Origin of the sequence: Gilliamella sp. wkB178 (assembly GCF_001690705.1) — a bacterium.
Lineage (GTDB): Bacteria > Pseudomonadota > Gammaproteobacteria > Enterobacterales > Orbaceae > Gilliamella > Gilliamella apicola_K.
Genome location: NZ_LZGK01000013.1, coordinates 737,741 through 763,434, shown reverse-complemented (window position 1 = coordinate 763,434; position 25,694 = coordinate 737,741). Strand labels below are relative to the sequence as shown.

Genomic DNA, 25,694 nt, shown 5'->3' with positions numbered 1-25,694 from the left:
TATCTATTTTGTTGTTAGTGTTATTTATTATCAATGTTCACATCAAGCAATGACAATAAATCATCTTTAATTGTTGATACTTTAGTTGCATATTGCTCTTTCTGCTCTGCATCTTCAATTAATTGCGTAATTGTTTTGGATAACGTAGAACCTCGGCGTTTAGCTAAATTTGCCAAACGTTGCCAAACTAGAAATTCCAAATCAATGGATTTTTTGCGGGTATTTTGTTGTTCCGCATTAAAATGCCGTTTCCGTTTAGCCCGAATTGTTTGCTTCATGCGATTATCTAAATCGGGATTTAAATGTTGTTTAATCCAATCAACGACGCCAGTTGGATTATGTTCTAATAACAATAATTCATTAACGGCATGTTGTGCAGCACTTTTTTCAATATAACAAGTAATCGGCTCACCTTCTAAATGCCTTTTTACTAAATAGTGCCACTTCCAACCACATTCAAGATTTTCTAGTTGTTGATATTTCATCGGCTTACCATGTGACGCTGTAACTAAAATAAACTATTTGTAGCATAATCACCACACACAATAAAGAAATTTATTGCATTTTACAAATATTTTATAAAGCTACAATTATTAATTGTATGCTTTTTATAAATCCAGAATAATAATTAAAGTTTAAATTATTGCTTAGAAGGTATTAAAAAAATAAAATAAGATCAAATTGGTTATGTTAGTTATATAGTAACTGATTGTCTATTTATTATGTCTAAAAAAATATGTAGTTTTAAAATAAATGCCACCACAAATTACTTCAAAATAACAACACCAATCGAAATTGGTGTTGTCTATCAACATTATTCAACTACATCTGTGTCTTCACTTTCAACGGCAGTTTTTCTTGTAAAATGTAAAATTGCTGCAATAATAAATGCACCTATAAACATGTCAATAACATACCACATAGCACCTTTAGTAACACCACCTAAAGCAACAAGCCCACCAAATGCAACTAATGATTCAATACCGTGAATCATACCTAACATACCGGCTACGGCAGTTCCTATTACAATAGCAATAATTACATGTTTAGGGTCTTTGGCGGCAAATGGAATAGTTCCTTCGGTAATACCCGCAAGAGATAAGAAAAAAGCAGTAATACCAAATTCTTTTTCTTCTTTAGTATATTTTGATCTAGAAACGATCAATGATGAAATAGCTAATCCTAATGGCGGAATAGCACAACACATACGGAAGACGCCATTCGGACCATACACACCCTCGGCCATTGCAGCTAAAGTAAATGCAGTGGCAGCTTTACTACACGGCCCCCCCATATCCAGTGCAGCTAATACCCCGATACCTACACCCAACAAAGCAGCATTAACATTAGACAATCCTTTCAAGGTTGCAACCATCGCTTTAACAAACCAATCCAAAGGGTAAGATAAACCATATATATAAATTGGTGCCATAACCAATAAAGTTACGGTTGGGATGATCATTACAGGCATAACCGATTCTATAACGGGATGAACTTTAACCGTCTTGAACCATTTAACAAAATAACCAATCAAAACTCCAAAAATCATTGCACCAATAAATCCAGTACTTACATGATTAGCACCTATAGGATTATTAACCACATAACCCATTATAAATGCTGGTGCTAAGGCAGCATTACCACCAATTGAGTAAGCCATATAAGCCGCTAAAACCGGTACCATCATGGCAAAACCATAAATGGCAACTTGCTGTAAATCGGCAAAAAACTGGTTACTTGGTAAAATGGTATCGTTAGTAACATTACCTGTCATTAAAACAATTGAAAACAGTATGCCTGATGCAATAATAACAGGTAAAAATTTACTAATCCCTGTATTTAATGATCTAAATATTTCTTTACCTATACTGTCTTTAGCGACTTTATTTCCCTTAGATGAAATAGTATCAGCTTGATTAAAAAGATCCGGCGTATTTTTTACTGCTTCTCCAGTACTCACTTTAATAATATTCTTAAAAGGCTCTAATCTTTCTGCATTTTCAATTGAAATATCGGTTGCTAATATGATCACATCAGCAGTTTTTAAATCTTGATCCGTTAATACATTATCAATACCCGCTGCACCTTGCGTTTCAACCTTACAATCCCAGCCACGTTTTTTAGCTTCATTTTCAATTTTTTGCTTAGCAATATAAGTATGTGCCATCCCTGCAGTACAAGCACAAATTGCAACAATCTTTTTATTATTCATATAACCCTCTAATTTTATTGGCAACTGTATAGATATCACTCTTAAGTAGTTCTTCCACAAAATCATCCATAGCTAAGTTAGATGCTAATTTAGCTATAATAGTTAAATGTTCTTTATTTGCATGTTCTGGTGCACCAATTAAAATAATTAATTTCACTTTATTATTATTATTCCACACTACTCCTTCCAAGTTTTTGGTTACAGCAATAAATGGTGTTTTAACAGCATTACTTTTAGCATGAGGCAATGCAATATCTGGAACTACATCAGTTTCCATTTCCTGTTCATGAAACATCACATCAGCAGAAAATTTGTTGACATCAGTTAGATAAGCCTCACTTTTAGTTGCCATTAAGTTAATAATTGATGATTTTTGAGTAGACGAAACTTCGGATAATTCAACAGGTACAACGGGTATTAAATCCATAAATATATCCTCATTATTCATAATAGTTGTATGCGATAACATATTTTATAAAATTATAAACATTGCCTAAATATACATTGATTTATTTAAACTTACACTCATTTTATTTAATTAATTCATGAAAATTTAACATAAAATTAACAGGTAACCAATTTCTTCTTATTTAACTTAGTTGAATAAACTACACCGAATAAAATTTTAATAATTCATAATATATATTTTTTTTAATACTTTTAGATAATAAAAAATATTTAATTGCAGATTATAGAAATAATGAATATTTATCACAAAGATTTTATATGCAGGAGCGTAAATAATAATTTGATTGGATTACTATACTAATTAATAGTATTGACATATATTAACCAAGAGCAATAAGAAAATTATTTATAGCAATTTAATCAGTTAGTGAAATAACTATATTGAAGGATTAATAAACATTTATAGCATCATTTCACCGAACATAATCGATGAAATGATAATTTTAAAACTAATTACAACAATGGTTTAAATATTATTCACCAAAACCTGTAGCAAAAAGTTCACGGATTTCATCCATGGCCGCTTTTTCATCTTCACCGTCGCAAATAATTTCCACGGTTGAACCACCTTTAACGCCAGCACCTAGTAAGCCCATCATACTTTTTAATTTTACAACTTTATCATTATAAACAAGTTCAATTGTTGATTTATAACGACCAGCTAATTTAACCAATGTGGTTACCGGGCGTGCATGAAGACCCGTTGCATTTTTAACTACCATTTGCTCTTTTAACATAATTAGTTCCTTATTTATATTTTTAAGTTAATTAAATGCCAGTATTTATATCATAAATTTGCACTTTTTTACCAATAATTTTTATTCGCAAGTATTAATGATTCGTTTTATATGAATAAAACACAAATTTTATGCTCAAAAATAGTACATAATTTGAAAAAACTAGCCACACTGCTCATTTATATTATGCTAAATAAAGCAGTATTTTTAGTTCGTATATGCTCAGACGATTCTTTGCAGTTGAGTATACTTTAATGAACTAACCATAAAATGTAATCGATTGAGAACATTCACTTCACCGGCACCATCATCAAAATCCAAATACAATAAATTCAGTTTTGGGTGAAGGTCACGCATACGTTTTTCGACGCCTTTCGAAACCACATGATTAGCAATACAACCAAAGGGTTGTAAGCTGATCACGTTATTGATTCCATGTTCAGCAAAAGTCATAATTCCTGCCGGAATCAGCCAACCTTCACCATATTGATTAGCCAAATTTAGGATTTGTTGCGCTTTTTTAGCAATATCGCGGATATTATGGAATGGTTGATAATATTTGAATTTTGCTAAAATTTGGTTAGTTTTATTAATGTATCTTTGGGCTACTTTTTCAAAAAAGTGTAGAACAAAAGAAAGGTAATTTTTGGGTAACAGATAATTATCAATATTACTATCATAATTGACAAAACACTGCGCAAAAAATTCAATCATCGGCGGAATAACCGGCTCAATACCTTGATCAACAAGCCACTCAACACTATGTTGATTACCAAAGCTGTTATATTTCACATAAATTTCGCCGACAATACCAATTTGTGGACATTCTTTATTTAATGTCTCGACTTGGTTAAAGTGATCCACCGCTTCGGCTAAAAGAGTATAGATAGCCTTTTGCCCTTGATGGTCGCTAATGAGTTGTTGTAATTTGCGGGTATAGTACTCTTTAAGCTGATCAGCCTGCCTTTTTACTTTGGCTCTAGGTGCTACTGCATAGTACATTTTGGACAACGCATCTGCAAACATCATGGCAAAAAAGGTAATTGGCAACGTTTTTAACCAATTAATTTTAAAACCTGGTTGCTCAATTTCATTAATATTACCAGTACTGAGTGAAATAATCGGTATATCTTCAAAACCATTGCTAATCATCGCTTTTTTAATCAGTGACAGGTAACTACTGGCACGGCATTGACCGCCCGTTTGTGTAATACCAATAGCGACTTCATCGCGATTATATTTACCCGATCGTAGCGCTTTAATGATATCGCCAACAATAATTGTAGCTGGGTAACAGATTTCGTTATTACAATATTTTAATCCCCATTCAACCGAACTCTTATCAGGTTTTGGCAAGGTTTCCAGTTTATAGCCAGACAAAGCAAAAATTGGCGATAATATTGGTGAATAGAAGTCAGAAATAAACGGTGCCAAAATAGTTCGTCTCTGTTTATCCTTCACTTCAAACACGGCCGTTTGTTTACGTTCAGTTATTTTAAGCGGTTGATTGCGATTCATACGAATAGATTCGATAATTGACCGCAGGCGTAAGCGTACTGAGCCCGTAGCTGTAATTTCATCGACCCGAATAATGGTGCAGGTTTTACCTTTGGACTCTAATATAGCTTTACATTCATCAGTAACAATAGCATCCGGACCACAACCAAATGAGTTTAATTGCACAAATTGTACATTATTCGCTTGTTCAGCCACAAAAGTAGCGGCTGCATATAAACGATTCGGATAACTCCATTGCGAACAGATTTGCAGTTCCGGTGACAATTGATTAATTGAACCTAAAACCGAATCTTCAGTGATCACATCGCAACCTAGTGCATTTAAGATCTCAGGGGTTTTATGATTGATTAAACTGTCACTATGATAAGGGCGACCAGCTAATATAAACACATAACGCCCGGTTTGCTTAGCTTCATTAAGCACAGCAACTGCTTTAGTATATAAAGCTTGTTTAAATTCGGCTTGCGCGGCTAAGGCTGCAGTAAAGGCTTTAGTCGCCAATTTTTTAGTAATACCTAATGACTGTAAATAATCCAAACAACCTTTTTTGAGTAATTTAATATTAGTAAAATTAATTACCGGATAATCTAATGGCACCCCATATTTTATCTCCGGATTAATGGCACTATTCATCACTTCTGAATAGCTACTAACAATTGGACAATTGTAACTATTGACGGCATTACCAAATTGAGTTGATTCAAATACCACCATTGGCATAAAAATTCGATCTACTTTTTGTTCTATTAGCTCAATTATATGCCCATGCACCAATTTAGCCGGGAAGCAAATACTATCGGACATTACGGTGCCTGCACCCTTTTCATAAATGCGATGAGTCGAATAAGGGGACAGCGTGACATTAATGCCGCTTTCAGTTAATAAAGTATGCCAAAATGGAAAGTTCTCATATTGCCCTAAAACGCGAGGAATGCCAATATTGATTTTGGCCTCAGGATTAGACTTAGCAGTCCGCTCAAACAACAACGCATTTTTATAATCAAACATATTAAATGAATTATTATCTTTATGTTGATTATTACTTAAAAAGCGTTCACATTTATTGCCCGAATAATAACGTTGACCATTAGCGAAGCGATAAATCATAATATCGCAATTATTTTCACAACCTTTACAGCGTGACGGTTTGGCTTTGTTATCTAGGGCTTTATCTAAATTATCTAAACCAATAAATTGCGATGGTGTAGTTTGTTGTTGGTAATGATTTTTAGCTACTAAAGCGGAACCATACGCCCCCATTAATTCAGGAATATTAGAACTCGCAATCTGGGCGCCGGTTAATTGTTCTAAAGCTCGAAATACGGCCGGGTTTTTAAAAGTACCACCTTGCACCACAATATGATCGCCTAACTTGCGCATATCATGTAATTTAAGTACTTTATGAATCGCATTTTTAATCACCGAAAAAGCCAAGCCAGCCGAGATATCACCCATGGTGGCATTTTCACGCAATGCTTGTTTAACTTTGGAGTTCATAAATACCGTACAACGGGTACCTAAATCGCAGGGATTACTGGACTTACATGCCGCATCGGCAAAATCAATAGTATTAGAATTCAGCGATTTAGCAAAAGTTTCAATAAATGAACCACAGCCCGAAGAACACGCTTCATTTAATTCAATATGATTCACCACACCGTTAGCAATAAAAATGGCTTTCATATCCTGACCACCGATGTCCATAACAAAGCTAACATCCGGGTCAATATGTTTGGCAGCGGCAAAATGTGCCATGGTTTCAACCAAACCATCATCAATAGCAAAAGCGGCTTTTAACAGCTCTTCGCCGTAACCGGTCACCCCTGTTCTGGCAATCACAATATTGTTGCCAGATGCGGCGATCTCTTGTTTTAGCTTGGTCAAACCAGTGATCAATGCAGTAATAGATTGACCATTATTGGGGGCGTAATAAGTAAAAAGTAACTCATCATCTTCACTAACCAAGGTAATTTTAGTGGTTGTTGAACCACTATCAATACCTAAAAAAGCCGTTTGTTTTTGATAATCGACCAAATTTACTCTGGGGATCTCAATATATTTACGTTTCTGCTTCCAGTTTTCAAATGAAATGGCTTCATTAAATAGTGGTTTTAATCGGAATGACTCGTTGACTTTAACCTTGGTCGAATCATTCAGTTTTTGGATCAACTCAGTCAGCGGTAATTCAGTTCGTTCCAACAGATGGATAGCAGCACCCCACGCGGATAATAGCGTAGGATGCTCAGTTTTGACTATCTGCTCATCAGTTAACTTTAAGGTTGCTAATGCTGCTTTACCTAAAGTTGGAATAAACGAAAACGGTCCTCCAATTAACATCACTTTAGGTACAATGTCATAACCCCGTGCTAAGGTATTAATTAATTGAATACACACCGCATGCAATACTGAATAAGCTATATTTTCTTTAGAAACATTACGACTGATTAGGTTTTGAACATCGGTTTTAGCAAAAACGCCACAGCGAGAAGCGATAGGAAAAATTTGGTCATGTTTTTGCGCGAGCAGATCAAAGTCTTGGACAGGAGTATTAAGTAAGGTCGCCATCTGATCAATAAAGGCACCAGTTCCACCTGCACAACTCCCATTCATGCGGATATCAGGTGGTCGATCTGGAAAGAAGAAAATCATCTTACTATCTTCACCACCAATATCGATCAAAGTTCGGACTTCAGGGTATTTACGTTGCACCACTTCAGAGGCGGCAACAACTTCCTGTATAAAAGCGATACCCGCTTTTTCAGAAATCCCCATGCCGGCAGATCCGGTTACTTTAACTGATAAAACGGCATCCTCACCAATCTTCTGCTTTATTTCATCAAGCAAGTTAAGTACAGTTGCGACTATATGGGTATTATGACGAACATAGTTGGTATAGACAAAATTATCATTTACATCCAAAACGACACATTTTGCTGTTGTTGAACCAACATCCAATCCGAGCCTATATATTTTTGACATAAAACAAACTCACACTTAAAAAATGATGTCTAGCTTATAAATATAGTTTTAGAAATAACTCTTTTTGATAATTTTATTATATTAAGTTGATTAAAGCTAAAACTTTTTGATTTTTATAATCAGATTAATAATTTTCACAATTAAGCATTTCTTATGATAATTAGTTGTAAGAAGGGGTTATATTTTAAGAAAAATAATAGCGGAAAATTGTTACAAAATCTTAGTACGTTAAACTCTAGTTTTGTAGACCTTGTTTAGCCATAGCAATGACATTTTTCATATCAATACCTTGGGCTTTGGCTGCAAAAATACAACCACAATAACATTGCCGATAAACATCATATTCTTTACATAATTCAATTGAGCGTTTATAGCCGTTATTTTTTTTAAAATCAGAGGGTAAATAATTTACAGCAAAAATTTCTTGGATTTCAAAACCCAATTCATTAATTTTTTGGCTGTTCTTTTTAGGACTGAGGGTTAAAGCACTGGCAAAATAATCATAGCCAAGTTCTTGCGCTTTAATAGCGGCTAAATCTAAGCGCATTTTATAACATATATGGCAACGTTCGCCACCTTCTGGTGCATCCCGTAAATGGGCCACTTGTTTAATAAATTCCGCCGGTTGATAAGGGGCTTCTAAAAATTGAACATTATTGCCAGTTTTAGTATTAAAGTCGGCAATGAATTTTTGTTGCACCACGCTGCGGTATTCATATTCAACGCGGGGATGAATATTGGAATTAGCAAAATAGATAGTAATATCCGCGTACTGAGCCAAATATTCCAACACATAAGTACTACACGGAGCACAACAACTATGAATTAACAGTTTTGGGCGCACTGTTGTCGCTTGCCAATCAGCAATAACCTCTTTTAACACCGAATCATAATTGACTTTATTATGCGGGTTTAATTTATCGAGAATATGTTTAGCATTAATTAGCATAAAGGCTCATGTTGATGTTAACAATTACAAGTGTAGGGGCGGTTATCATATAGCGATCTTAACCGCTATTCAAGTCAAACTATGCTGTTTTTATACTTAAACGTATACCTCTCAGGAAACATCTTGACAAAAAATAACTATGTTACATGCTGCTTGGTTATAGATTTATATTAACAACCCAAAACTAACAAACCCAACCAAATAACAAATTATTGGCGCCAACATTAATAAACACGCTATTTTTTTGCGTAGTTGTTGATTAGCGACTAACAAGACTATACCGATAGTTATTAAGGATATACATGGCCTGAATTCGATAAAATCATCAACAATCATATAACCCATAGCAATAATGGTGATTATAGTACCGAGGTTTTCTTTGGTTTTATTACCATCGGCTATTAACAACAAAGTTATGCCAATAAGAAAAACAATTAAGCTAATTGCATAAATAATGCTAACATCAAAAAGAAGATAACCTCTGAATATAAATATATTACCAGACAGCACCAAGATTATTAACAATACACTTATTACTCTGACAAACTTATCGCTACCAATAAAAGCAATAATGCCAATTACCAGAATACCGGCATACAACCACCATAATACCAATAGTGATAAAATGAACTCGCCCCAATAATTCAGATTAAGTTCCATATTATTTCCTTATTTTATTAATCTGTCTAAGATTACCATCAATTAATTGTCAACATAGAGGTTATTATTTTTAGACCAAAATATTGGATTTTTTAAATAGTTACGGTTCATATTATTGACCAACTAGATAAAAACAACAACCGATCTTTTGCTAAATCAGTTGTCTAACTTATTGTTTATAGCATAAATTCATTTTTATTAATAAATGGAGTTATAATGCAGCCACGCTTACCAATGTAATGTAAAAAAGGTCAAAAATTGAAGGTACCCTTTATTGATCGTTTAAAAAACTCGCAACTATATAAACAACGACATTCAAACAATGTATTACTGTGGAGGGAAATTTATCCCTTAGCATTGCCAATATTTATTGAAAACTTGTCAGTAATCTTAATGGGGATTTTTAGTACCTTTTTAGTTAGTTGGATCGGCAAGGCAGAAATGGCATCGGTAGGTCTAGCTGAAAGTTTTAACATGATTATCGTATCATTTTTCATGGCGGTGGCACTTGGTACTTCAGTGGTAGTAGCATTTAGTTTAGGCCGACATAATAAAAAAAAGGCCGTTTTTGCGGCCCGGCAGTCAATTACTCTATTAGTTTTAATCTCTATTTTACTGTTTATAGCCGTCGAATTTTCTGGTTATTGGATTATCGAAATTATCGCCGGCAAAGCTGATCCGGAAGTAAAAGAACTATCATTAACATTCCTCAGGTTAACTGTTTTAGGCTATCCGGCATTAGCGTTTATTTTAGTTGGTTGTGGTGCTTTACGCGGTGCTGGCAATACTAAATTGCCGATGTATTTAAACATCATAATGAACATCCTCAATTTAGTGATCAGTTATATTCTTATTTATGGCATTTTCGGTTGGCAAGGCTTAGGGTTTATTGGTGCCGGAATTGGCTTAACCGCCTCGCGTTATTGTGGCATGTTGTTTATATTACTGGTACTAACCATCAAACCAAGTCGGGCTTTATTTATACCTTTTAGAAGTTATTTCCACTCTTTTAATGGCAAAATTCTTATTGATATTTTAAGTATTGGTATTCCGGCTAGCGTTGAATCAGTAATGTTTAACGTCGGCAAATTATTAACCCAAACCTTTGTTGCCGGCATGGGCACTTCGGCTATAGCAGCTAATTTTATTGCTTTTTCGATTGCCGGCTTATTGAACTTACCGGGTAACACCTTAGGTGCAACCTCCACTATCATTGTTGGTAAACGTATTGGTATGGGGCAAATTTACCAACCTACCCGGCAATTAAAATTCATCTTACATTTGACCAACTTTTTATTATGCTTTTTAGCGTTATTATCCATTCCTTTTGCTGGTTTATTAAGTTCAATGTATACCAATGATCAAGAAGTGATCACCATCGCCAAATACCTACTCTGGTTCAACGCTCTATTTACGCCATTTTGGGCACCATCATTTGTATTACCCTATGGTTTCAAAGGTGCCAAAGACGCCAGTTATACCATGTGGGTAGCTATCGGCAGTATGTGGATGTGCCGCATTGTGGTTGGTTATTTTTTTGGCGTCTATTTAGGTCTTGGGGTTGTTGGTGTGTGGTTTGGTATGTTCCTTGATTGGATCATCCGCAGCATATTCTTCTTTTACCGGCTAGTAACTGGCAAATGGTTATGGCGTTATTACCAGCGGATTTAAGCTATTAAAACCGGCCAAGATTAAAGATTATATTATCACCGCTAGAGAGGATAATCCCACTAAGATAGTTTGCCTACAAACAAGGATAAGCGGTAATTTTTATACTCAAACGTATACTTCTCAGGAAACATCTTGACAAAATTGCTTGAGTTATTGGCACATAACTGGGATAGTTTTAAGATTAAACCCTGCCTCTTTATATAATTTATATCTGTCTCTGGCTAAGCTTTTAAGACGTTCATTAACCGGAACAAAATCAATCACATCATTATAAACATTTGAAAAATTAGGAAACTGTTCCTGCAAATTAATCAGTAATTGGCGAGAGCCATTGCTATGTTTTTCTGGCCAGCAAATTTCTACCGGTGAGCCACCTTTCAAACCTTCGCCAACTAAATTATGGGGTACAAATTGATCGGTGTCGAGTTGCCAAAGGTATTCATCTATGCGTTCAGCTTGAGTCTGATCTTGGCAGGCTACTAACACTCGTAATTTGCTTTGCCAAGCTGTGACTATTTTTTCACAGGCGAGTTTTTCATGGAATAATACCCCAGAATCACTCGCTTCAGTTGGGTTTTCTAACAGATAGAAAATCACTTTTTTCATAGTTAATTTAGCTACAATTTATTGATCAAGTAGGTATTGAATCAGCATTGCCACTGGGCGCCCGGTAGCACCTTTATTGGCTCCGGATTTCCATGCCGTCCCCGCTATGTCTAAATGTGCCCATTGATATTTTTCGGTAAAGCGCGACAAGAAACAAGCTGCGGTAATAGTACCACCATCACGGCCACTCGCATTAACAATATCGGCACAAGTCGATTTGATCTGCTTTTGGAAATCAGCATCAATTGGTAAAGCCCAAGCTTTATCCCCCGCTTTATTAGATGATGCCACTAACTGCGCCACTAGTTTGTCGTTGTTGCCCATTACCCCAGTATAATGGTGGCCTAACGCCACAATGCAAGCGCCGGTTAAAGTCGCAATATCAATAACGGTTTTCGGGTTAAAACGCTCTACATAAGTTAACGCATCACATAAAACTAAACGACCTTCAGCATCAGTATTAATAACTTCAACTGTGGTGCCTGACATAGTCGTTAAAATATCACCCGGGCGGTAAGCATTGCCATCGGGCATATTTTCACAACCCGCCATCACTCCAACTACATTGATAGGTAATTTTAATTCAGCCACAGCTTGCATAACGCCGTAAACCGTAGCGGCACCGCACATATCGTATTTCATTTCATCCATACCGGCAGCTGGTTTGATTGAAATGCCACCAGAATCAAAGGTTAATCCTTTACCCACTAACACATAAGGTTGGGCTTTTTTATCCTTAGCACCTTTATATTCAATCACCGTCATTATGGATTCATTGGCGGAGCCACGACCAACGGCTAAGTAAGCTTGCATATTTAATTTGGCTAAGTCTTTTTCGCCAAAACATGTCACTTTTAATGAAGAATATAATTTGCCTAATTGCTTGCCTTTCTCAGCTAAATACTGAGCATTACACACATTGGATGGCATATTTGCTAACGTCTTAGTTGCGCTAACGGCATTGGCAATAATTTCACCCTGTAACAAATTATTAGCTATACTAGTAATACTGCTTTTATCCGCCCAAGATAATGTCACTTTATTTAGACTTGGTTGTGGAGATTTTTTTGATTTAAATTCATCAAATTTATAAGTCATTGCCGTAACAATTTGTGGAACTTGTTTGGCTAACTCCAAAGCCACAGCCGGATTAACCGTTAATAAATCCCAAGTAATATGTTTTATTTTTTTGGTTAATAACTCTTTAACTACAGCATTAATAACTTTTTTAGCTTTGTCAGCAGCAAATTCTTTAACTTTACCGCAACCAACAAACAATATCTTTTGGTTAACGCCTTTAACCAACGGGTAAAGAAAAGTGGTTTTAGCAAACTCGCTACTCACATCCCCTGATTTGATTAATTGACTTATTAAGCCACCAGTCGCTTGATCTAGTTCAGTAACTGTATTAGATTGGTTTTTACCCTGAACAATCGAAATAACTAAACATTCAGATTTTTGTTTTGTAATAGTAGCAGTGTGTTTTAATAAAAATTCCATAGCCGGTCTCTTTTGTGAAATTTATTGCGAATAGTGCTATTCTATAGCTTCATAAGGGGATAGCAACAAAAAGATAACTAAACTCAATTAAATCAGATTATAATAACCGGATTTTATAAAACTTGTAGATAGGTAAAATGTGATTCTTCGTCGATACTTAGCTAAAGAGACATTAAAAGCGCAAACAGCAATACTGTTTATTTTATTGTTAATTTTCTTTTCGCAAAAATTAATTAGGATTTTAACTAGTGCTATAGAAGGAAACATTCCGCGTGAGTTAATTATGCCATTATTGGTATTAGGTATCTCTAATATGGTGGATCTCATTCTACCTTTAAGTCTATTTTTAGGCATATTAGTTACTTTTGGCCGCCTATATACCGACAGTGAAATGGTGGCAATGTATGCTTGTGGTGTAAAAAAGAGCATCACCTACCAAGTGGTTTTTTTCCTGTGTATCGTGACCTGTGTCTTAACGGCTGCCAATACTCTTTGGTTTGGCCCTTGGTCAAGTGTTAAACAAGATCAGTTAGTCGAAAATGCTCGCATAAACCCAAGTTTAACCGGATTATTGGAGGGGCAATTTCAGCAAACGCCGGATGGTAATTCTGTGATTTATATTGGTAATGTGAGTAATAACAATTTAGAAAATGTGTTCATTGTACAAACCAATCCGAAACCTGGCCAACGCCCTGCAATAATCATAGCTGACAAAGGTAAGACTGGGCATGATGATGATGGTAATCAAATCATAACGCTTGAAGAAGCTAATCGCTATGAAGGCAACATTCAATTAAAAGATTTTCGCATTTCCAATTTTCATAATTATGTAGGCGTAATTAAACCCAAAGATCTAGATGCAACCGAAGATCAAGATAAACTAGATGCACAACAATTAGGGATGGAAGAATTATTAACCAGCCCAACATTAAAAGCTGAGGCCGAACTATATTGGCGCCTGACATTGATCATTTCAGTACCTTTGATGGCGTTCTTGGTTATTCCACTTAGTGTTTCTAATGCAAGACAAGGTCGTTTAGCACAAATAATGCCAGCTTTATTGCTTTATCTCATTTACTTTTTATTAGCCAGTTCTATCAAAGCTAATGCCGGTAAGGGGCGTTTAGATCCAGCTTTATGGTTTTATGTGATTAATTTGGCATATTTTGTTATTGCGGTCATTTTGAACTGTTGGGATAACTTATTCATGCGTAAACTTCGATTAAAATATACAGCATCGTAAAGGAGAAAATGATGTTTTCGATTTTAGATCGCTATATTGGAAAAACTATTTTATATACTATCGGATTAAGTTTATTTTTGTTAATAAGCTTGTCGGGTATTATTCGTTTCATCGATCAATTAAGAAAAATCAAAGTAGATTATGATGCCATTTCCGTAGGCATTTATTCATTATTAATGGTTCCTAAAGACTTGGAAGTATTCTTTCCGATGGCGGCTTTACTAGGCGCTTTAATTGGACTAGGCATGTTAGCCTCTAGTAGCGAATTGATCGTTATGGAGACCTCCGGCTTTAGTCGCTTCAAAATTGCTAAAGCAGTAATGAAAACGGCTTTACCATTAGTGCTTATTACCATGGCAATTGGTGAATGGGTGGCACCAATTGCTGAACAAACGGCACGTAATATGCGTTCAGAAAAGATCTACGGTAATTCATTAATGGCTCAACAAGGTAGTTTATGGGCGAAGGATGGCAATGATTATGTGTTCATTGGCCATGTTGATAGTGATAATTCTATATCAAATATTAATATTTATGCTGTCGACAACAATAAGCTATTATCAGTAACCCATGCCGCTAACGGAGTGTTCCAAGATGGCGTTTGGAACTTAAGCCAAATTGATGCCAATGATTTTACGCAAGCTGATAAAGTGAGTGGCAGTAATATGATTTCCATGCAATGGAAAACTAACATCACGCCGGATAAATTGAGTATTGTGGCCTTTGATCCGGACTCACTTTCAGCTTCAGGCTTATATCAATATGCCCAATACTTAGAAAGTTCCGGTCAAGATACTAAATATTATGATCTGCTGTTCTGGAAAAAACTCATTAAACCAATTTCAGTTGCCGTAATGATGCTATTGGCATTATCATTTATTTTTGGTCCATTACGTAGCGTATCCATGGGGATAAGAGTTGTTATTGGCATCACCTTCGGTTTTCTATTCTATATTGCCGATAATCTCTTTGCCCAAATCAGTATTGTAATCGGTATTTACCCAATTATAGGATCTTTGCTGACTAGTTTTGTGTTCTTATTAATCAGTTATGCGCTGTTCAAACGTAAAAATTAAGCAACCAATAATCGGTTATCCTATCACGCTAACTATAGGTGATAGGATAAGTGACGATTTTAATCATCGGCAAACAGTTTTAAATACTCACCATAACCCGCTGCTTGTAACTGTTCTTTAGGTATAAAACGCAAAGCTGCTGAATTAATGCAATAACGCAAACCGCCTAATGATTTAGGCCCATCAGTAAATACATGCCCTAAGTGGGAATCAGCATTGGCCGATCGCACCTCAGTACGCCGCATACCATGGCTATTATCCTGTTTTTCAATAATATGCTCATGCTTGATTGGTTTTGTAAAACTAGGCCAACCACAACCAGAATCAAATTTATCTAATGAGGTAAATAATGGTTCACCGGACACAATATCCACATATATCCCAGCTTTATGGTTAGCATTAAATTCATTTTCAAACGGTGGTTCAGTGCCATTTTGCTGAGTTACTCGATATTGCATAGGGGTTAAAGCGGCAATGGCTTTTTGTTTATCTTGATTATTCATACTTCACCTGGTTCAATTAATGGGGTTAATAGATAATAAGTCATGCTCATCAATTCATGACTTTATAACATCGATTGTAATACTTTATCTTTACAGCAAAAGTAATGATATAACGCCCCGGTTATATGTAAAATTAGTAATAAAATCAAAATATAAGCACAAACTTTATGCGCAGCATGGAAAAAGCTATACCAGTCATCAGGCATGTCGATAGCCGGAATGGAAATTATGCCGAAAACTTCCAGTGAATGACCGCTCATCAGATAGCCGGATAAAGGTAAAATCACCAACAAAATATACAACATACCTTGGACTGATTTTGACAAAGCACGCTGAAATTTTGCTTGCTCTGGTAACACGTCCGGCACCTTATCTTGAATAACCACCACAATTCGCCACACGGTTAATATAAAGATAACCACACCGAAGGATTTATGTAATAAAAACACCTGACTCATACCGCCCAAGACATATGCTGCTTGGATTTTAATGAACATAATTAAACTAATTAGTATGGTTATCACCGCTGATAACCAATGGATCCATTTTTGTTTAGGGCGGTATTGTGGGTAATCTTGCATTTTATTCACCTTTGGAGTTTTTTTTATCCTGCCAATGCTGGGAAATAAACCCAGAACGACCGGACAACTGATAATAACGATTATAATGTTGCGGCTGTTTTTTATAATATTGTTGGTGATAATCTTCGGCCGGGTAAAATGCCACCGCCGGCTCAATGGACACATTAATTGGTTGCGTAAAGCGACCACTTGCTTGTAGGGCTTGCTTAGTCGCTAATGCTTGTTTATGTTGCGACTCATTATGATAAAAGATCACCGGGCGATAAGAATCACCACGATCAGCAAACTGGCCATTAGCGTCAGTAGGATCGATTTGTTGCCAGAAGATCTCAAGTAAAGTGTTGTAGCTAATTATATTGGGATCAAAGGTAATTTGTACTGCTTCAGTATGCCCGGTATCGCCACGGCAAACTTGCTCGTAACTGGGATTAACCACATGACCACCGGTATAACCGGAAATAACACTAATCACCCCGTCATAACGATCAAACGGTTTTACCATACACCAAAAACAACCACCGGCAAATGTTGCTTGTTCATATTGTGGCATCATAACCTCCCGTTAAATCAATAAAAGAAAATCGTTATACTCACAAATTTGTTACTACCACTATTAACCATAAACTGAAACAAATAATCGCTACTAAATATTGAAAAACTCAAAAATAGCAGCATATCATGATAACTAATTTATGTAGCGGAGGGCTCCTTATGGCTAGTGGTTGGGCATCTGACGATGCTGTTAATCAACAAATCGATGGTACTATTGCGGACGCGATTGCCAACGCAAGGCGCCAACTAAATCAAACTTCATCAAGTGCCAGTTATTGTTGCGAATGTGGTGATCCCATACCGGAAGCACGCCGATTAGCCTTAGCTGGCGTTCAATATTGCATTACTTGTCAACAACAAATTGATAAGCAATTAGCTAAAACTACTGCACTATATAATCGCCGTGGTAGTAAAGACAGTCAATTGCGCTAATTGCATTTGGTGGGTGATTTACCCACCACTTAAATCAACTTAACTAAGCTTAATTATTGAGCTTGTTTTGCCTTACGCACTGCATCATAAGGGTAAATAATAAATTTATTATCAAACCATTCCGCACAAAAGATGTCTTTAACATCATCATAGCCTTGTTTCTGGATTTGTTGTTGCACCCAATCCTCATCTTTGTGGATTTGCTCCACATTATCACGGCTAATGCCACCATTTTCGATAATCAGCACCGCAATATCTTTCTCGCCTTTTTTGATAATGGTCAAAGAACCATTTAATTCATACCAAACATGTTTTAACTGATCGAACGAAGAAATACCTTGCACATTAACCAACGTTTCAAAATCTCTAACCGGTAAATTAGCTTTTACAAAATTATCGGTAATTAAATTACCATTTTTAACCAGTAAAATAGGTTCACCATCGATGGCATCCCTTAAGCGTGAGTTTTTAGATTTTATGAAACGAATAAGAATTAACAATCCAGCCCAAATAGCGACTAACCCTGTTGCTTCCCACGCCGATACGCTAGGACTAAGTAACGCGCCCCCAACTAGCGCACCGATTACCATGCTACCTACTTGGTCTAACTGTGACATAGGTGCAATTTGGCTTTTACCGGACAATTTCACATAAATAAGTAAAATAACTAAAGCTAATATAAATTTTGGTGCCATTTGTAACAAATACATCAATTACCTCCAAGTTAATATTTTATTTTTAACTACCAGTAAAACTGAGCATTAATAAAATCATCAAACTAGAAAACATTTAAAAATCTTTATACACAAGGGACACAACTTTATTCAATTGAGAATGTGACAATGTTTGCCATTAATCATTGGTAACAAACACTGTTGATTATTTAGATATAAGTAGGCTTAATTATTATACGCTAGAAAATATAAATTATTAAAAACAATTTGTAATAACTGTTACAACATTGGGTTACTAGCTTGATTGTTTGTCTACGCAGATTAACAAATCTAAGCCCAAGTAGTGGGCTTAGTCATTTAATTAACGCTTAAAGGCCAATCCAGTTCTACGATTCACAGACTTCCATTTGCTTTTGTTTCTTTTGGGTGACCGAAGAAACCGCGCCAATAAACACCACATCACTGGAAGAATTCAAGGCAGTTTCCACCGAATCTTGGATCACACCTATAGCAATACCAATACCGATTACTTTAGCTGAAATTTCATTTGGTATTCCAAACATACTACAAGCAACAGGAATTAATAATAACGATCCACCAGCAATACCCGAAGCCCCACAAGCACACACCGAAGTGACAATACAAAGTAAAACAGCGGTATAAATATCAACACCTATATGCATTGAATTAACTGTTGCCAAAGTCAAAACGGTAATAGTAACAGCCGCACCAGACATATTAATAGTTGCACCCAGCGGCACCGCTACCGAATAAGTGTCTTCATCCATTTTTAGTCTTTTACAAATTTCCATATTTACCGGAATATTAGCCGCTGAACTTCGGGTAAAGAAAGCCGGTATCGCACTGTCTTTTAATGAAGTGAAAACTAATGGATAAGGGTTTTTATGCATAATTAAATAGGCTAATAATGGATTGATTATCAATGCCACAATTAACATGCAAGAAACTAATACCACTAAAATATGCGCATATTTATACAATTCACCAAAACCCGTTTCCGCAAGTGTGGAAGCCACTAAACCAAACACACCTAACGGGGCAAAGCGAATAATAATTCTAACAATGAACGAGATCGCATACGACAAGTCATTCATCATCGTTTTAGTTGCTTGGCTGGCATGCCTTAATGCTAATCCAATCCCAACACCCCAAATAATCAAACCAATATAATTAGCTTGCACCAACGCATTAATCGGATTGTCGATCATTTTATCTAGTAAGGTTTTTATTACTTCACTAACACCATTAGGTGGAGTTAATTTCATTTGATCAAGCGCTTCACCAAACGAAATTTCGGATGGAAATAAAAAACTGGCTACAGTTGCTAATAAAGCGGCCATCATCATTCCGGCAAAATACAAGGATAATAAAACCCCCATATTTGCACGTTTGCCATGCTGATGGTTAGAGATGGACGCAATAACTAAAACCAAAACTAATATTGGCGCTACCGATTTTAGGGCATTAATAAATAAACCACCGACTAAAGACATACTTAATGCGGTATCTTTAGAAACAGCAGCCAAAATAATCCCTAATATCAGGCCTAGCAAAATTTGAGGTATTAACCCGACTTTAAAGTAAAAACGAACCAATGGATTGGTTGAATGAGTCATGATATTTCCTTATATATTCAATATTAAGCTTAAACATAAGCAGACTTCAGTATTAAATTTGTAGCATAATAGTAATCAATTTATCTATATATTACATTGATTAATTATAATTTTGTCAATGCTTAACTAATTTCAGCTAACGCACAACCTGCATTCACATAGTCACCGGTAGCAATCAATTGTTTTAAACAACCTTGACGGTGGGCAATAACTTGCACTTCCATTTTCATGGCTTCCATAATGGCAATCACATCCCCTGCGGCCACTGTTTGCCCATCACTCACCAACCATTTAAATAGATTGCCGGCAACCGGTGATGGTACCATTAAGTCAGATGCAGCTTCATTTTCGGTACTAGTTAATGCCGCTGCCCCACTGGTTTGGATGGCTAAACCCGCCAATAATTGTGCCGGCAACCCCAGTTGACAGCGTTTGCCGTCGATCTCAATAACTGTACGGGTTAACACCTCGGCAGCTTTAGGGATTTGCCGATCAGCAGGTTCAATAGCAGCATTAAATTCAGTTTCGATCCACCGAGTATGCACGTTAAATTGTTGGCAAAAATCAGGGTGATTAATAACCGCTTGGTGAAAAGGTAACACCGAAGCCACACCTTCAATAGTAAATTCAGCCAATGCCCTGCGGGCTCTGGCAATCGCTTGCTCACGAGTATCACCAACGATGATTAGTTTAGCCATTAATGAATCGAACATCGGCGCCACAGTCGCACCGTTAATCACACCACTATCTAAGCGCACTCCCGGTCCTGCCGGAGCATCAAAGCGCGTAATAGTACCCGGTGTAGGTAAAAAACCATTGGCGGCATCTTCAGCATTAATACGAAATTCGATCGCGTGTGATCGCGCTTTCGGGGTTGCCTGAATACTAAGTGGTAAACCTTGGGCAATGCGCAATTGTTCCACCACTAGATCAACGCCGGTGGTTTCTTCCGTAACCGGGTGTTCCACTTGTAGACGAGTATTAACCTCTAGGAATGACAGCTTACCATCTTGACTTAACAAAAACTCCACCGTACCGGCACTCACATAATTGGCTTTGGCACAAATAGCGGTGGCGGCATTAATTATTTGTTGTTGTAAGGCTTCGCTGATAAACGGTGCTGGTGATTCTTCAATCAACTTTTGGTTGCGCCGTTGCAATGAACAATCGCGGGTACCCAAAACCACAATATTACCCAATTTATCAGCAATTACTTGGGCTTCAATATGCCGTGGATTAGACAAAAATTGCTCAACAAAACACTCACCGCGACCAAATGCTGCCGTAGCTTCGCGCACGGCTGAGTGATAAAGTTCGGCAACTTCATCCATTTGCCAAGCCACTTTTAAACCGCGACCACCGCCACCAAACGCCGCTTTAATCGCAATCGGTAAACCATAATTGTTAGCAAATTCCAGCACTTCTTGCGCACTTTGTACCGGATCTTTAGTACCCACCACTAAAGGCGCACCCACAGCCATGGCTAATTGCCTGGCTTTAACTTTGTCGCCAAGAATGTCGATGGTTTCCGGGTTAGGACCGATCCAAATTAAACCGGCAGCTTGCACCGCGCGCGCAAATTCAGCACGCTCGGATAAAAACCCATAACCGGGGTGCACCATAGTAGCGCCGGATCGTTTCGCAATCGCAATAATCTTATCAATATTAAGATAGCTTTCACTGGCCAGATTGCCGGCTAATCCATAAGCCTCGTCAGCCATTTGCACATGCAAGGCGTTAATATCCGCATCTGCATACATGGCAATAGACTTAAAACCAACATCTCGACAAGCACGAATAATACGCACCGCAATTTCACCACGATTAGCGATCAAGACTTTATGAGTTATGTTATTATTAGGCATGATCAGTACTACTCCCTTTAAATTCTGCAAAAACCCCAATAGGGTTGAATTTTATTTTGGCATTAACCGGAATTTGCCCTGCCAAGTCTAAATGATAATTACACACCGCCCCAATAACCGGATAACCACCTGTCAACGGGTGATCATTTAAAAACAGAACCGGTTGCCCATTAGCTGGAATTTGGATGGCCCCAATGCAGGTACCTTCACTCGGCAATTCTTGTTGCTGGGCACGGGTTAATGGCTCCACGCCAGCTAAACGCAAACCAATGCGGTTAGATGCTGGTGTCACTTGCCACAATTGTGACGAAAGTAAATTAACTGCCTGCGGAGTAAACCAATCGGTGCGGGGTCCAAGCACAATGTCCAACACCACTACATCACCGGCAGCAGGATAGTCGATAGCTGGAGTTTCAGTTAACGAAACGGCATTTAATTTGCCATTGCGGTTAAGCGCTAGCGTTTGCCCAACTTGAAGCGGTGCTGGTCCAACCTGAGCCAACGTATCATAAGAACAACTAGTTAAAATGGCTTGCGTGTTAAAACCGCCACGTACCGCTAAATAACTGCGCACCCCACACTTATTATTACCCAAGGCAATCACATCACCTTTGGCTAATTGAATCGGTTGGTACATGGCTGCTTTATACTGCTGTGCTTGTGCGGTGGTGATGGTAATGTCACAAGGGGCACCGGTCACCGCCACTACCATGGCACTATCAATCTGTGCTTTAAAACCACCTTGGGTGATTTCTAACGCGGCCGCGTTAATAGGGTTGCCCAACACACGGTTAGCGCTATGTAAAGCGCCTTTATCCATAGCCCCCGCTTCCGAAATGCCTAAAGCCGCTTGCCCAATGCGGCCATTATCTTGCATCAGTGTTTGTAAACCGGTAGCTAATATTTTGAGGTCTTGTTGTGGCTCAACCGCTTGTTGGCTGTTTACAGTATTGGGGTTCGCTGTCGGCAAATGATATTTTGGGGCCGCCTTGCTGGCATCCACAAAATTAACGCGGCTACCCGGTTTTAATAATGCCGGCTGCTGGCGTTGCAAGTCCCATACGGCCAGATCGGTAATACCAATTAGTTGCCAACCGCCCGGGCTAGCCTGCGGGTACACACTACTAAACTCACCGGCTAAAGCCACCGAACCTGCCGGAATCCGCACGCGTGGTGACTTAAGTCGTGGCACATGTAATTGTGAATTTTTAGCCACCATATAAGCAAAACCAGGTGCAAAACCACAAAAAGCTACTTGATATTCATTGTCTGTGTGCCGTTTAATCACTTCGGCAACGGTGATGCCTAAAATTTCGGCAACTTGGGATAAATCTTCACCTTGGTAATGCACCGGGATAGTTACTAATTCACCCGTCAATATCACGCCGGTAGCAACATCAAGTTTGGCAATCTGTTCAGCAAGGATATTAGCATTGGTCAAGACGGGGTTATAACGGATCAAAATAGTCCGCGCCGCCGGAATAATCTCGTCGATATGCCATTGCTGCACGACACTTTCCAGCAAATTGGTTAACGCCATAGTTTGCTTAAGGCTGCCCAATTCAACCATAAGTGCATCTAAATTAACTGGCAAAAATCGCATTACACACCTCTAAACACCCCAACACCTGCCCGGTAATTCGCTAATACCAGCAGTTACTTGGTTACTTTAATCGATAATTTAACTAACTTATTCAACTTATTTACCCAGGCATTAACTACACAAATGATCTAATAGTAACGCCATGTTGTTGTAATCTATCCCGAACTGTTTGTGCCATTAATAGCACCCCGGGGCTGTCGCCATGCACACAAATCGAATCGGCAGCAATCGCCACAAACTGGCCTTCAATAGCGTTAACTCCGCCGTCATTAACCAACTGCAACATGCGCTCGGCTACTAACTCGGCATCATGCAACACGGCGCCGGCCTGGGTGCGCGCAACTAAAGTACCGTCGGCATGATAAGCACGATCGGCAAACGCCTCGGCTACCACTGCTAAACCACTTGCTTTAGCCCAACCAATTAATGCCGAGCCTGCCAGTGCCACTAACACCAGCTTAGCATCGAGTGTGCAAATAGCATCAATTACCGCCATTGCTTGGCGCTTATCATGCGCAATAGTATTATACAAAGCACCATGTGGCTTAACATAACTCACTTTGGCACCAATAGCTGCCGCTAACCCTTTAAGCGCACCAATTTGGTAAATTACATCGGCGGTTAATTCGTCGCTGGCTACATCCATATTACGGCGCCCAAAGCCGACTAAATCCGGGTAACCAACATGCGCACCAATAGCGACGTTATTGGTTTTAGCCGCTTTAAGTGTTTGCAAAATCCCCTTTGGCGAACCGGCATGAAAACCACACGCAATATTGGCACTACTGACTACTTTAAGCATAGCCGCATCATTGCCAATCTGCCATTGACCAAAACTCTCACCTAAATCACTATTCAAATCAATACATTTGCTCATCGCCATGTTGATCCTTTATTTCAAATAATTAAAGATGGTTACTACCGACATAGCGCCCATATACCAAGTGATAAGGCATACAACTAAACCAGACCACAATAACCACCGTGGGTAATGGTAACCTGCCATCAAATCGGCGCGCTTCCAACCGATATAAATAAATATGGTTAAACCTAAAGGCAACACTAAACCATTAAAACCACCGGCAAAAACTAATAACGCCACTGGTGCTGTACCCATAATTAAGTAAATCGCCAATGAGCTAATAATAAAAATGTTAGTTGCCATTTGACGTTGTCTTACTGTTATAGACGGCTTAAACGGCGTAATAAAAGTCATGGACGTATAGGCCGCCCCAATAATACTAGTTAACGCCGCCGCCCATAAAATCAAACCAAAAATGCGCAACCCCAGTTGCCCCAACGCTGCTTGAAACGCTTGCGATGCCGGGTTAGCTGCATAACTTGAAATATCAATGGTTACACCACTGGCAACTACACCTAAAATGGCTAAAAACAAAATATAACGCATCAACCCTACTACAATAATCCCGCGCGTGGCGGCGCTAGCTACAGGCTTAATATTTTGCACTCCGCCCATATTTTTATCTAACAAACGGTGAGCCCCGGCATAAGAAATATAGCCGCCAACAGTGCCACCTACAATTGTAGTGATAGAGGCAAAATCCACACTACTCGGTAAAACCGTTTGCTTTAAAGCCTCGCCAATTGGCGGATGCGCAGCAAAAAGCACAAACAAAGTTAAAGCAATCATTAGCAAACCAAAACCAATCATTAAACGATCGATAAAATGACTTGCCTTGTGCGATGAAAAGATATACACCGACATTAAAGCACTAATCGCCCCACCCCATTTTGGATCCAGCCCAACTAAGGCATTTAAACCCAATCCGGCACCGGCGATATTACCTATATTAAAAACCAAGCCACCAAATATAATCAAAATCGCCAACAAATAACCGCTGCCGGGAATAGTAGCATTGGCAATGTCAGAAGAGTACATTTTGGTTAACGACACCACTCGCCAAATATTTTGTTGCACCACAAAATCGATAATAATCGAAGCTAAAATCCCGAATCCAAAGGCGCTACCTAGGGTAACAGTAAAAGTCGCGGTTTGTGTAATAAAACCCGGACCAATTGCCGAAGTTGCCATTAAAAAAATCGCACTAATTAAAGAAGCGCGTCGATTTTTAACAAAAACAACTGTGGTACTATTGCTATGATTTTCCATATGCATGTTCCTCTAGACTGGTTGCTACAATTATTAAAATGACCACTTAATTTAATACAAGCAATTACCATGCCATAGTGTAAACAAATCGTTATTA

Annotated in this window: 22 protein-coding genes; 4 read left to right on the top strand and 18 right to left on the bottom strand. The window is 37.9% G+C overall.

What is annotated here, in order from left to right; all coding sequences use genetic code 11:
* Nucleotides 1-20 precede the first annotated feature (20 nt).
* From matP to A9G13_RS07580, 7 genes are all read right to left on the bottom strand, one after another.
* Complete coding sequence (gene matP, locus A9G13_RS07610) at nt 21-485, bottom strand: macrodomain Ter protein MatP (RefSeq protein WP_065556976.1); 465 nt, start codon at nt 483-485, stop codon at nt 21-23.
* A gap of 329 nt (nt 486-814) precedes the next feature.
* Nucleotides 815-2,212 (bottom strand): PTS fructose transporter subunit IIC, encoded by a 1,398-nt coding sequence (locus A9G13_RS07605; RefSeq protein WP_065556975.1) that lies wholly within the window; start codon nt 2,210-2,212, stop codon nt 815-817.
* Nucleotides 2,205-2,639: a PTS sugar transporter subunit IIA gene (locus A9G13_RS07600; RefSeq protein WP_065556974.1), complete on the bottom strand. Its 435-nt coding sequence runs from the start codon at nt 2,637-2,639 to the stop codon at nt 2,205-2,207. Before A9G13_RS07600 ends, A9G13_RS07605 begins: the two co-directional genes overlap by 8 nt.
* Before the next feature lie 514 nt (nt 2,640-3,153).
* Nucleotides 3,154-3,417, bottom strand: a complete 264-nt coding sequence (locus tag A9G13_RS07595) for an HPr family phosphocarrier protein (RefSeq protein ID WP_065556973.1) — start codon at nt 3,415-3,417, stop codon at nt 3,154-3,156.
* 222 nt (nt 3,418-3,639) lie between these two features.
* Nucleotides 3,640-7,914, bottom strand: coding sequence for an acyl-CoA dehydratase activase-related protein (locus tag A9G13_RS07590; RefSeq protein WP_065556972.1), 4,275 nt, complete (start codon nt 7,912-7,914; stop codon nt 3,640-3,642).
* A gap of 235 nt (nt 7,915-8,149) precedes the next feature.
* Entirely contained in the window at nt 8,150-8,863 is a 714-nt protein-coding gene (locus A9G13_RS07585) for an epoxyqueuosine reductase QueH (protein ID WP_065556971.1), read from the bottom strand.
* Nucleotides 8,864-9,028: 165 nt separating this feature from the next.
* Nucleotides 9,029-9,523, bottom strand: a complete 495-nt coding sequence (locus A9G13_RS07580; RefSeq protein ID WP_065556970.1) for a hypothetical protein — start codon at nt 9,521-9,523, stop codon at nt 9,029-9,031.
* Nucleotides 9,524-9,781: 258 nt separating this feature from the next.
* Here A9G13_RS07580 and A9G13_RS07575 point away from each other — a divergent pair, with 258 nt between their 5' ends.
* On the top strand, nt 9,782-11,194 hold the full coding sequence (locus A9G13_RS07575; protein WP_218059194.1) for an EmmdR/YeeO family multidrug/toxin efflux MATE transporter: 1,413 nt from the start codon (nt 9,782-9,784) through the stop codon (nt 11,192-11,194).
* Between the two features lie 150 nt (nt 11,195-11,344).
* On the opposite strand, the gene A9G13_RS07570 is transcribed toward A9G13_RS07575, so the two are convergent.
* Nucleotides 11,345-11,800, bottom strand: a complete 456-nt coding sequence (locus A9G13_RS07570; RefSeq protein WP_065556969.1) for a DNA polymerase III subunit chi — start codon at nt 11,798-11,800, stop codon at nt 11,345-11,347.
* An 18-nt stretch (nt 11,801-11,818) separates the two neighbouring features.
* Nucleotides 11,819-13,300, bottom strand: a complete 1,482-nt coding sequence (locus A9G13_RS07565; protein ID WP_065556968.1) for a leucyl aminopeptidase — start codon at nt 13,298-13,300, stop codon at nt 11,819-11,821.
* Nucleotides 13,301-13,439: 139 nt separating this feature from the next.
* Here A9G13_RS07565 and lptF point away from each other — a divergent pair, with 139 nt between their 5' ends.
* Both lptF and lptG read left to right on the top strand, forming a co-directional pair.
* On the top strand, nt 13,440-14,543 hold the full coding sequence (lptF, locus tag A9G13_RS07560) for an LPS export ABC transporter permease LptF (protein ID WP_065556967.1): 1,104 nt from the start codon (nt 13,440-13,442) through the stop codon (nt 14,541-14,543).
* Nucleotides 14,544-14,554: 11 nt separating this feature from the next.
* Complete coding sequence (gene lptG / locus A9G13_RS07555; protein ID WP_065556966.1) at nt 14,555-15,619, top strand: LPS export ABC transporter permease LptG; 1,065 nt, start codon at nt 14,555-14,557, stop codon at nt 15,617-15,619.
* Nucleotides 15,620-15,678: 59 nt separating this feature from the next.
* Here the strand turns inward: lptG and msrB are convergent, their stop codons facing one another.
* From msrB to msrA, 3 genes are all read right to left on the bottom strand, one after another.
* Nucleotides 15,679-16,122 (bottom strand): peptide-methionine (R)-S-oxide reductase MsrB, encoded by a 444-nt coding sequence (msrB, locus tag A9G13_RS07550; protein ID WP_065556965.1) that lies wholly within the window; start codon nt 16,120-16,122, stop codon nt 15,679-15,681.
* A gap of 62 nt (nt 16,123-16,184) precedes the next feature.
* A complete protein-coding gene (locus A9G13_RS07545; RefSeq protein WP_065556964.1) occupies nt 16,185-16,703 on the bottom strand; it encodes a cytochrome b in 519 nt (172 codons plus the stop codon).
* 1 nt (nt 16,704) lies between these two features.
* Nucleotides 16,705-17,256, bottom strand: a complete 552-nt coding sequence (msrA, locus tag A9G13_RS07540) for a peptide-methionine (S)-S-oxide reductase MsrA (RefSeq protein ID WP_065556963.1) — start codon at nt 17,254-17,256, stop codon at nt 16,705-16,707.
* Nucleotides 17,257-17,414: 158 nt separating this feature from the next.
* Between msrA and A9G13_RS07535 the strand changes: the two genes are divergently transcribed.
* Nucleotides 17,415-17,687, top strand: coding sequence for a DksA/TraR family C4-type zinc finger protein (locus A9G13_RS07535; RefSeq protein WP_065556962.1), 273 nt, complete (start codon nt 17,415-17,417; stop codon nt 17,685-17,687).
* A 53-nt stretch (nt 17,688-17,740) separates the two neighbouring features.
* Here A9G13_RS07535 and A9G13_RS07530 read toward each other — a convergent pair whose 3' ends face one another.
* From A9G13_RS07530 to A9G13_RS07505, 6 genes are all read right to left on the bottom strand, one after another.
* Nucleotides 17,741-18,397 carry a DUF421 domain-containing protein gene (locus tag A9G13_RS07530; protein ID WP_065556961.1) on the bottom strand — a complete coding sequence of 219 codons (657 nt, stop codon included), beginning with the start codon at nt 18,395-18,397 and terminating at the stop codon, nt 17,741-17,743.
* Nucleotides 18,398-18,747: 350 nt separating this feature from the next.
* On the bottom strand, nt 18,748-19,998 hold the full coding sequence (sstT, locus tag A9G13_RS07525) for a serine/threonine transporter SstT (protein WP_065556960.1): 1,251 nt from the start codon (nt 19,996-19,998) through the stop codon (nt 18,748-18,750).
* Nucleotides 19,999-20,120: 122 nt separating this feature from the next.
* Nucleotides 20,121-21,863 carry an acetyl/propionyl/methylcrotonyl-CoA carboxylase subunit alpha gene (locus A9G13_RS07520; RefSeq protein ID WP_065556959.1) on the bottom strand — a complete coding sequence of 581 codons (1,743 nt, stop codon included), beginning with the start codon at nt 21,861-21,863 and terminating at the stop codon, nt 20,121-20,123.
* Complete coding sequence (locus A9G13_RS07515; RefSeq protein ID WP_065556958.1) at nt 21,856-23,466, bottom strand: 5-oxoprolinase/urea amidolyase family protein; 1,611 nt, start codon at nt 23,464-23,466, stop codon at nt 21,856-21,858. The genes A9G13_RS07520 and A9G13_RS07515 overlap by 8 nt, the downstream gene beginning before the upstream one ends.
* 115 nt (nt 23,467-23,581) lie before the next feature.
* A complete protein-coding gene (locus A9G13_RS07510; RefSeq protein ID WP_065557128.1) occupies nt 23,582-24,343 on the bottom strand; it encodes a LamB/YcsF family protein in 762 nt (253 codons plus the stop codon).
* Nucleotides 24,344-24,358: 15 nt separating this feature from the next.
* Nucleotides 24,359-25,603, bottom strand: coding sequence for an NRAMP family divalent metal transporter (locus A9G13_RS07505; RefSeq protein WP_442902796.1), 1,245 nt, complete (start codon nt 25,601-25,603; stop codon nt 24,359-24,361).
* Nucleotides 25,604-25,694 lie beyond the last annotated feature (91 nt).

Excerpts from the sequence above, each read along its gene's own strand:
- matP (WP_065556976.1), bottom strand. The coding sequence starts at position 485 with ATGAAATATCAACAACTAGAAAATCTTGAATGTGGTTGGAAGTGGCAC.
- A9G13_RS07605 (WP_065556975.1), bottom strand. The coding sequence starts at position 2,212 with ATGAATAATAAAAAGATTGTTGCAATTTGTGCTTGTACTGCAGGGATG.
- A9G13_RS07600 (WP_065556974.1), bottom strand. The coding sequence starts at position 2,639 with ATGGATTTAATACCCGTTGTACCTGTTGAATTATCCGAAGTTTCGTCT.
- A9G13_RS07595 (WP_065556973.1), bottom strand. The coding sequence starts at position 3,417 with ATGTTAAAAGAGCAAATGGTAGTTAAAAATGCAACGGGTCTTCATGCA.
- A9G13_RS07590 (WP_065556972.1), bottom strand. The coding sequence starts at position 7,914 with ATGTCAAAAATATATAGGCTCGGATTGGATGTTGGTTCAACAACAGCA.
- A9G13_RS07585 (WP_065556971.1), bottom strand. The coding sequence starts at position 8,863 with ATGCTAATTAATGCTAAACATATTCTCGATAAATTAAACCCGCATAAT.
- A9G13_RS07580 (WP_065556970.1), bottom strand. The coding sequence starts at position 9,523 with ATGGAACTTAATCTGAATTATTGGGGCGAGTTCATTTTATCACTATTG.
- A9G13_RS07570 (WP_065556969.1), bottom strand. The coding sequence starts at position 11,800 with ATGAAAAAAGTGATTTTCTATCTGTTAGAAAACCCAACTGAAGCGAGT.
- A9G13_RS07565 (WP_065556968.1), bottom strand. The coding sequence starts at position 13,300 with ATGGAATTTTTATTAAAACACACTGCTACTATTACAAAACAAAAATCT.
- lptG (WP_065556966.1), top strand. The coding sequence starts at position 14,555 with ATGTTTTCGATTTTAGATCGCTATATTGGAAAAACTATTTTATATACT.
- msrB (WP_065556965.1), bottom strand. The coding sequence starts at position 16,122 with ATGAATAATCAAGATAAACAAAAAGCCATTGCCGCTTTAACCCCTATG.
- A9G13_RS07545 (WP_065556964.1), bottom strand. The coding sequence starts at position 16,703 with ATGCAAGATTACCCACAATACCGCCCTAAACAAAAATGGATCCATTGG.
- msrA (WP_065556963.1), bottom strand. The coding sequence starts at position 17,256 with ATGATGCCACAATATGAACAAGCAACATTTGCCGGTGGTTGTTTTTGG.
- A9G13_RS07535 (WP_065556962.1), top strand. The coding sequence starts at position 17,415 with ATGGCTAGTGGTTGGGCATCTGACGATGCTGTTAATCAACAAATCGAT.
- A9G13_RS07530 (WP_065556961.1), bottom strand. The coding sequence starts at position 18,397 with ATGTATTTGTTACAAATGGCACCAAAATTTATATTAGCTTTAGTTATT.
- sstT (WP_065556960.1), bottom strand. The coding sequence starts at position 19,998 with ATGACTCATTCAACCAATCCATTGGTTCGTTTTTACTTTAAAGTCGGG.
- A9G13_RS07520 (WP_065556959.1), bottom strand. The coding sequence starts at position 21,863 with ATGCCTAATAATAACATAACTCATAAAGTCTTGATCGCTAATCGTGGT.
- A9G13_RS07515 (WP_065556958.1), bottom strand. The coding sequence starts at position 23,466 with ATGCGATTTTTGCCAGTTAATTTAGATGCACTTATGGTTGAATTGGGC.
- A9G13_RS07510 (WP_065557128.1), bottom strand. The coding sequence starts at position 24,343 with ATGAGCAAATGTATTGATTTGAATAGTGATTTAGGTGAGAGTTTTGGT.
- A9G13_RS07505 (WP_442902796.1), bottom strand. The coding sequence starts at position 25,603 with ATGCATATGGAAAATCATAGCAATAGTACCACAGTTGTTTTTGTTAAA.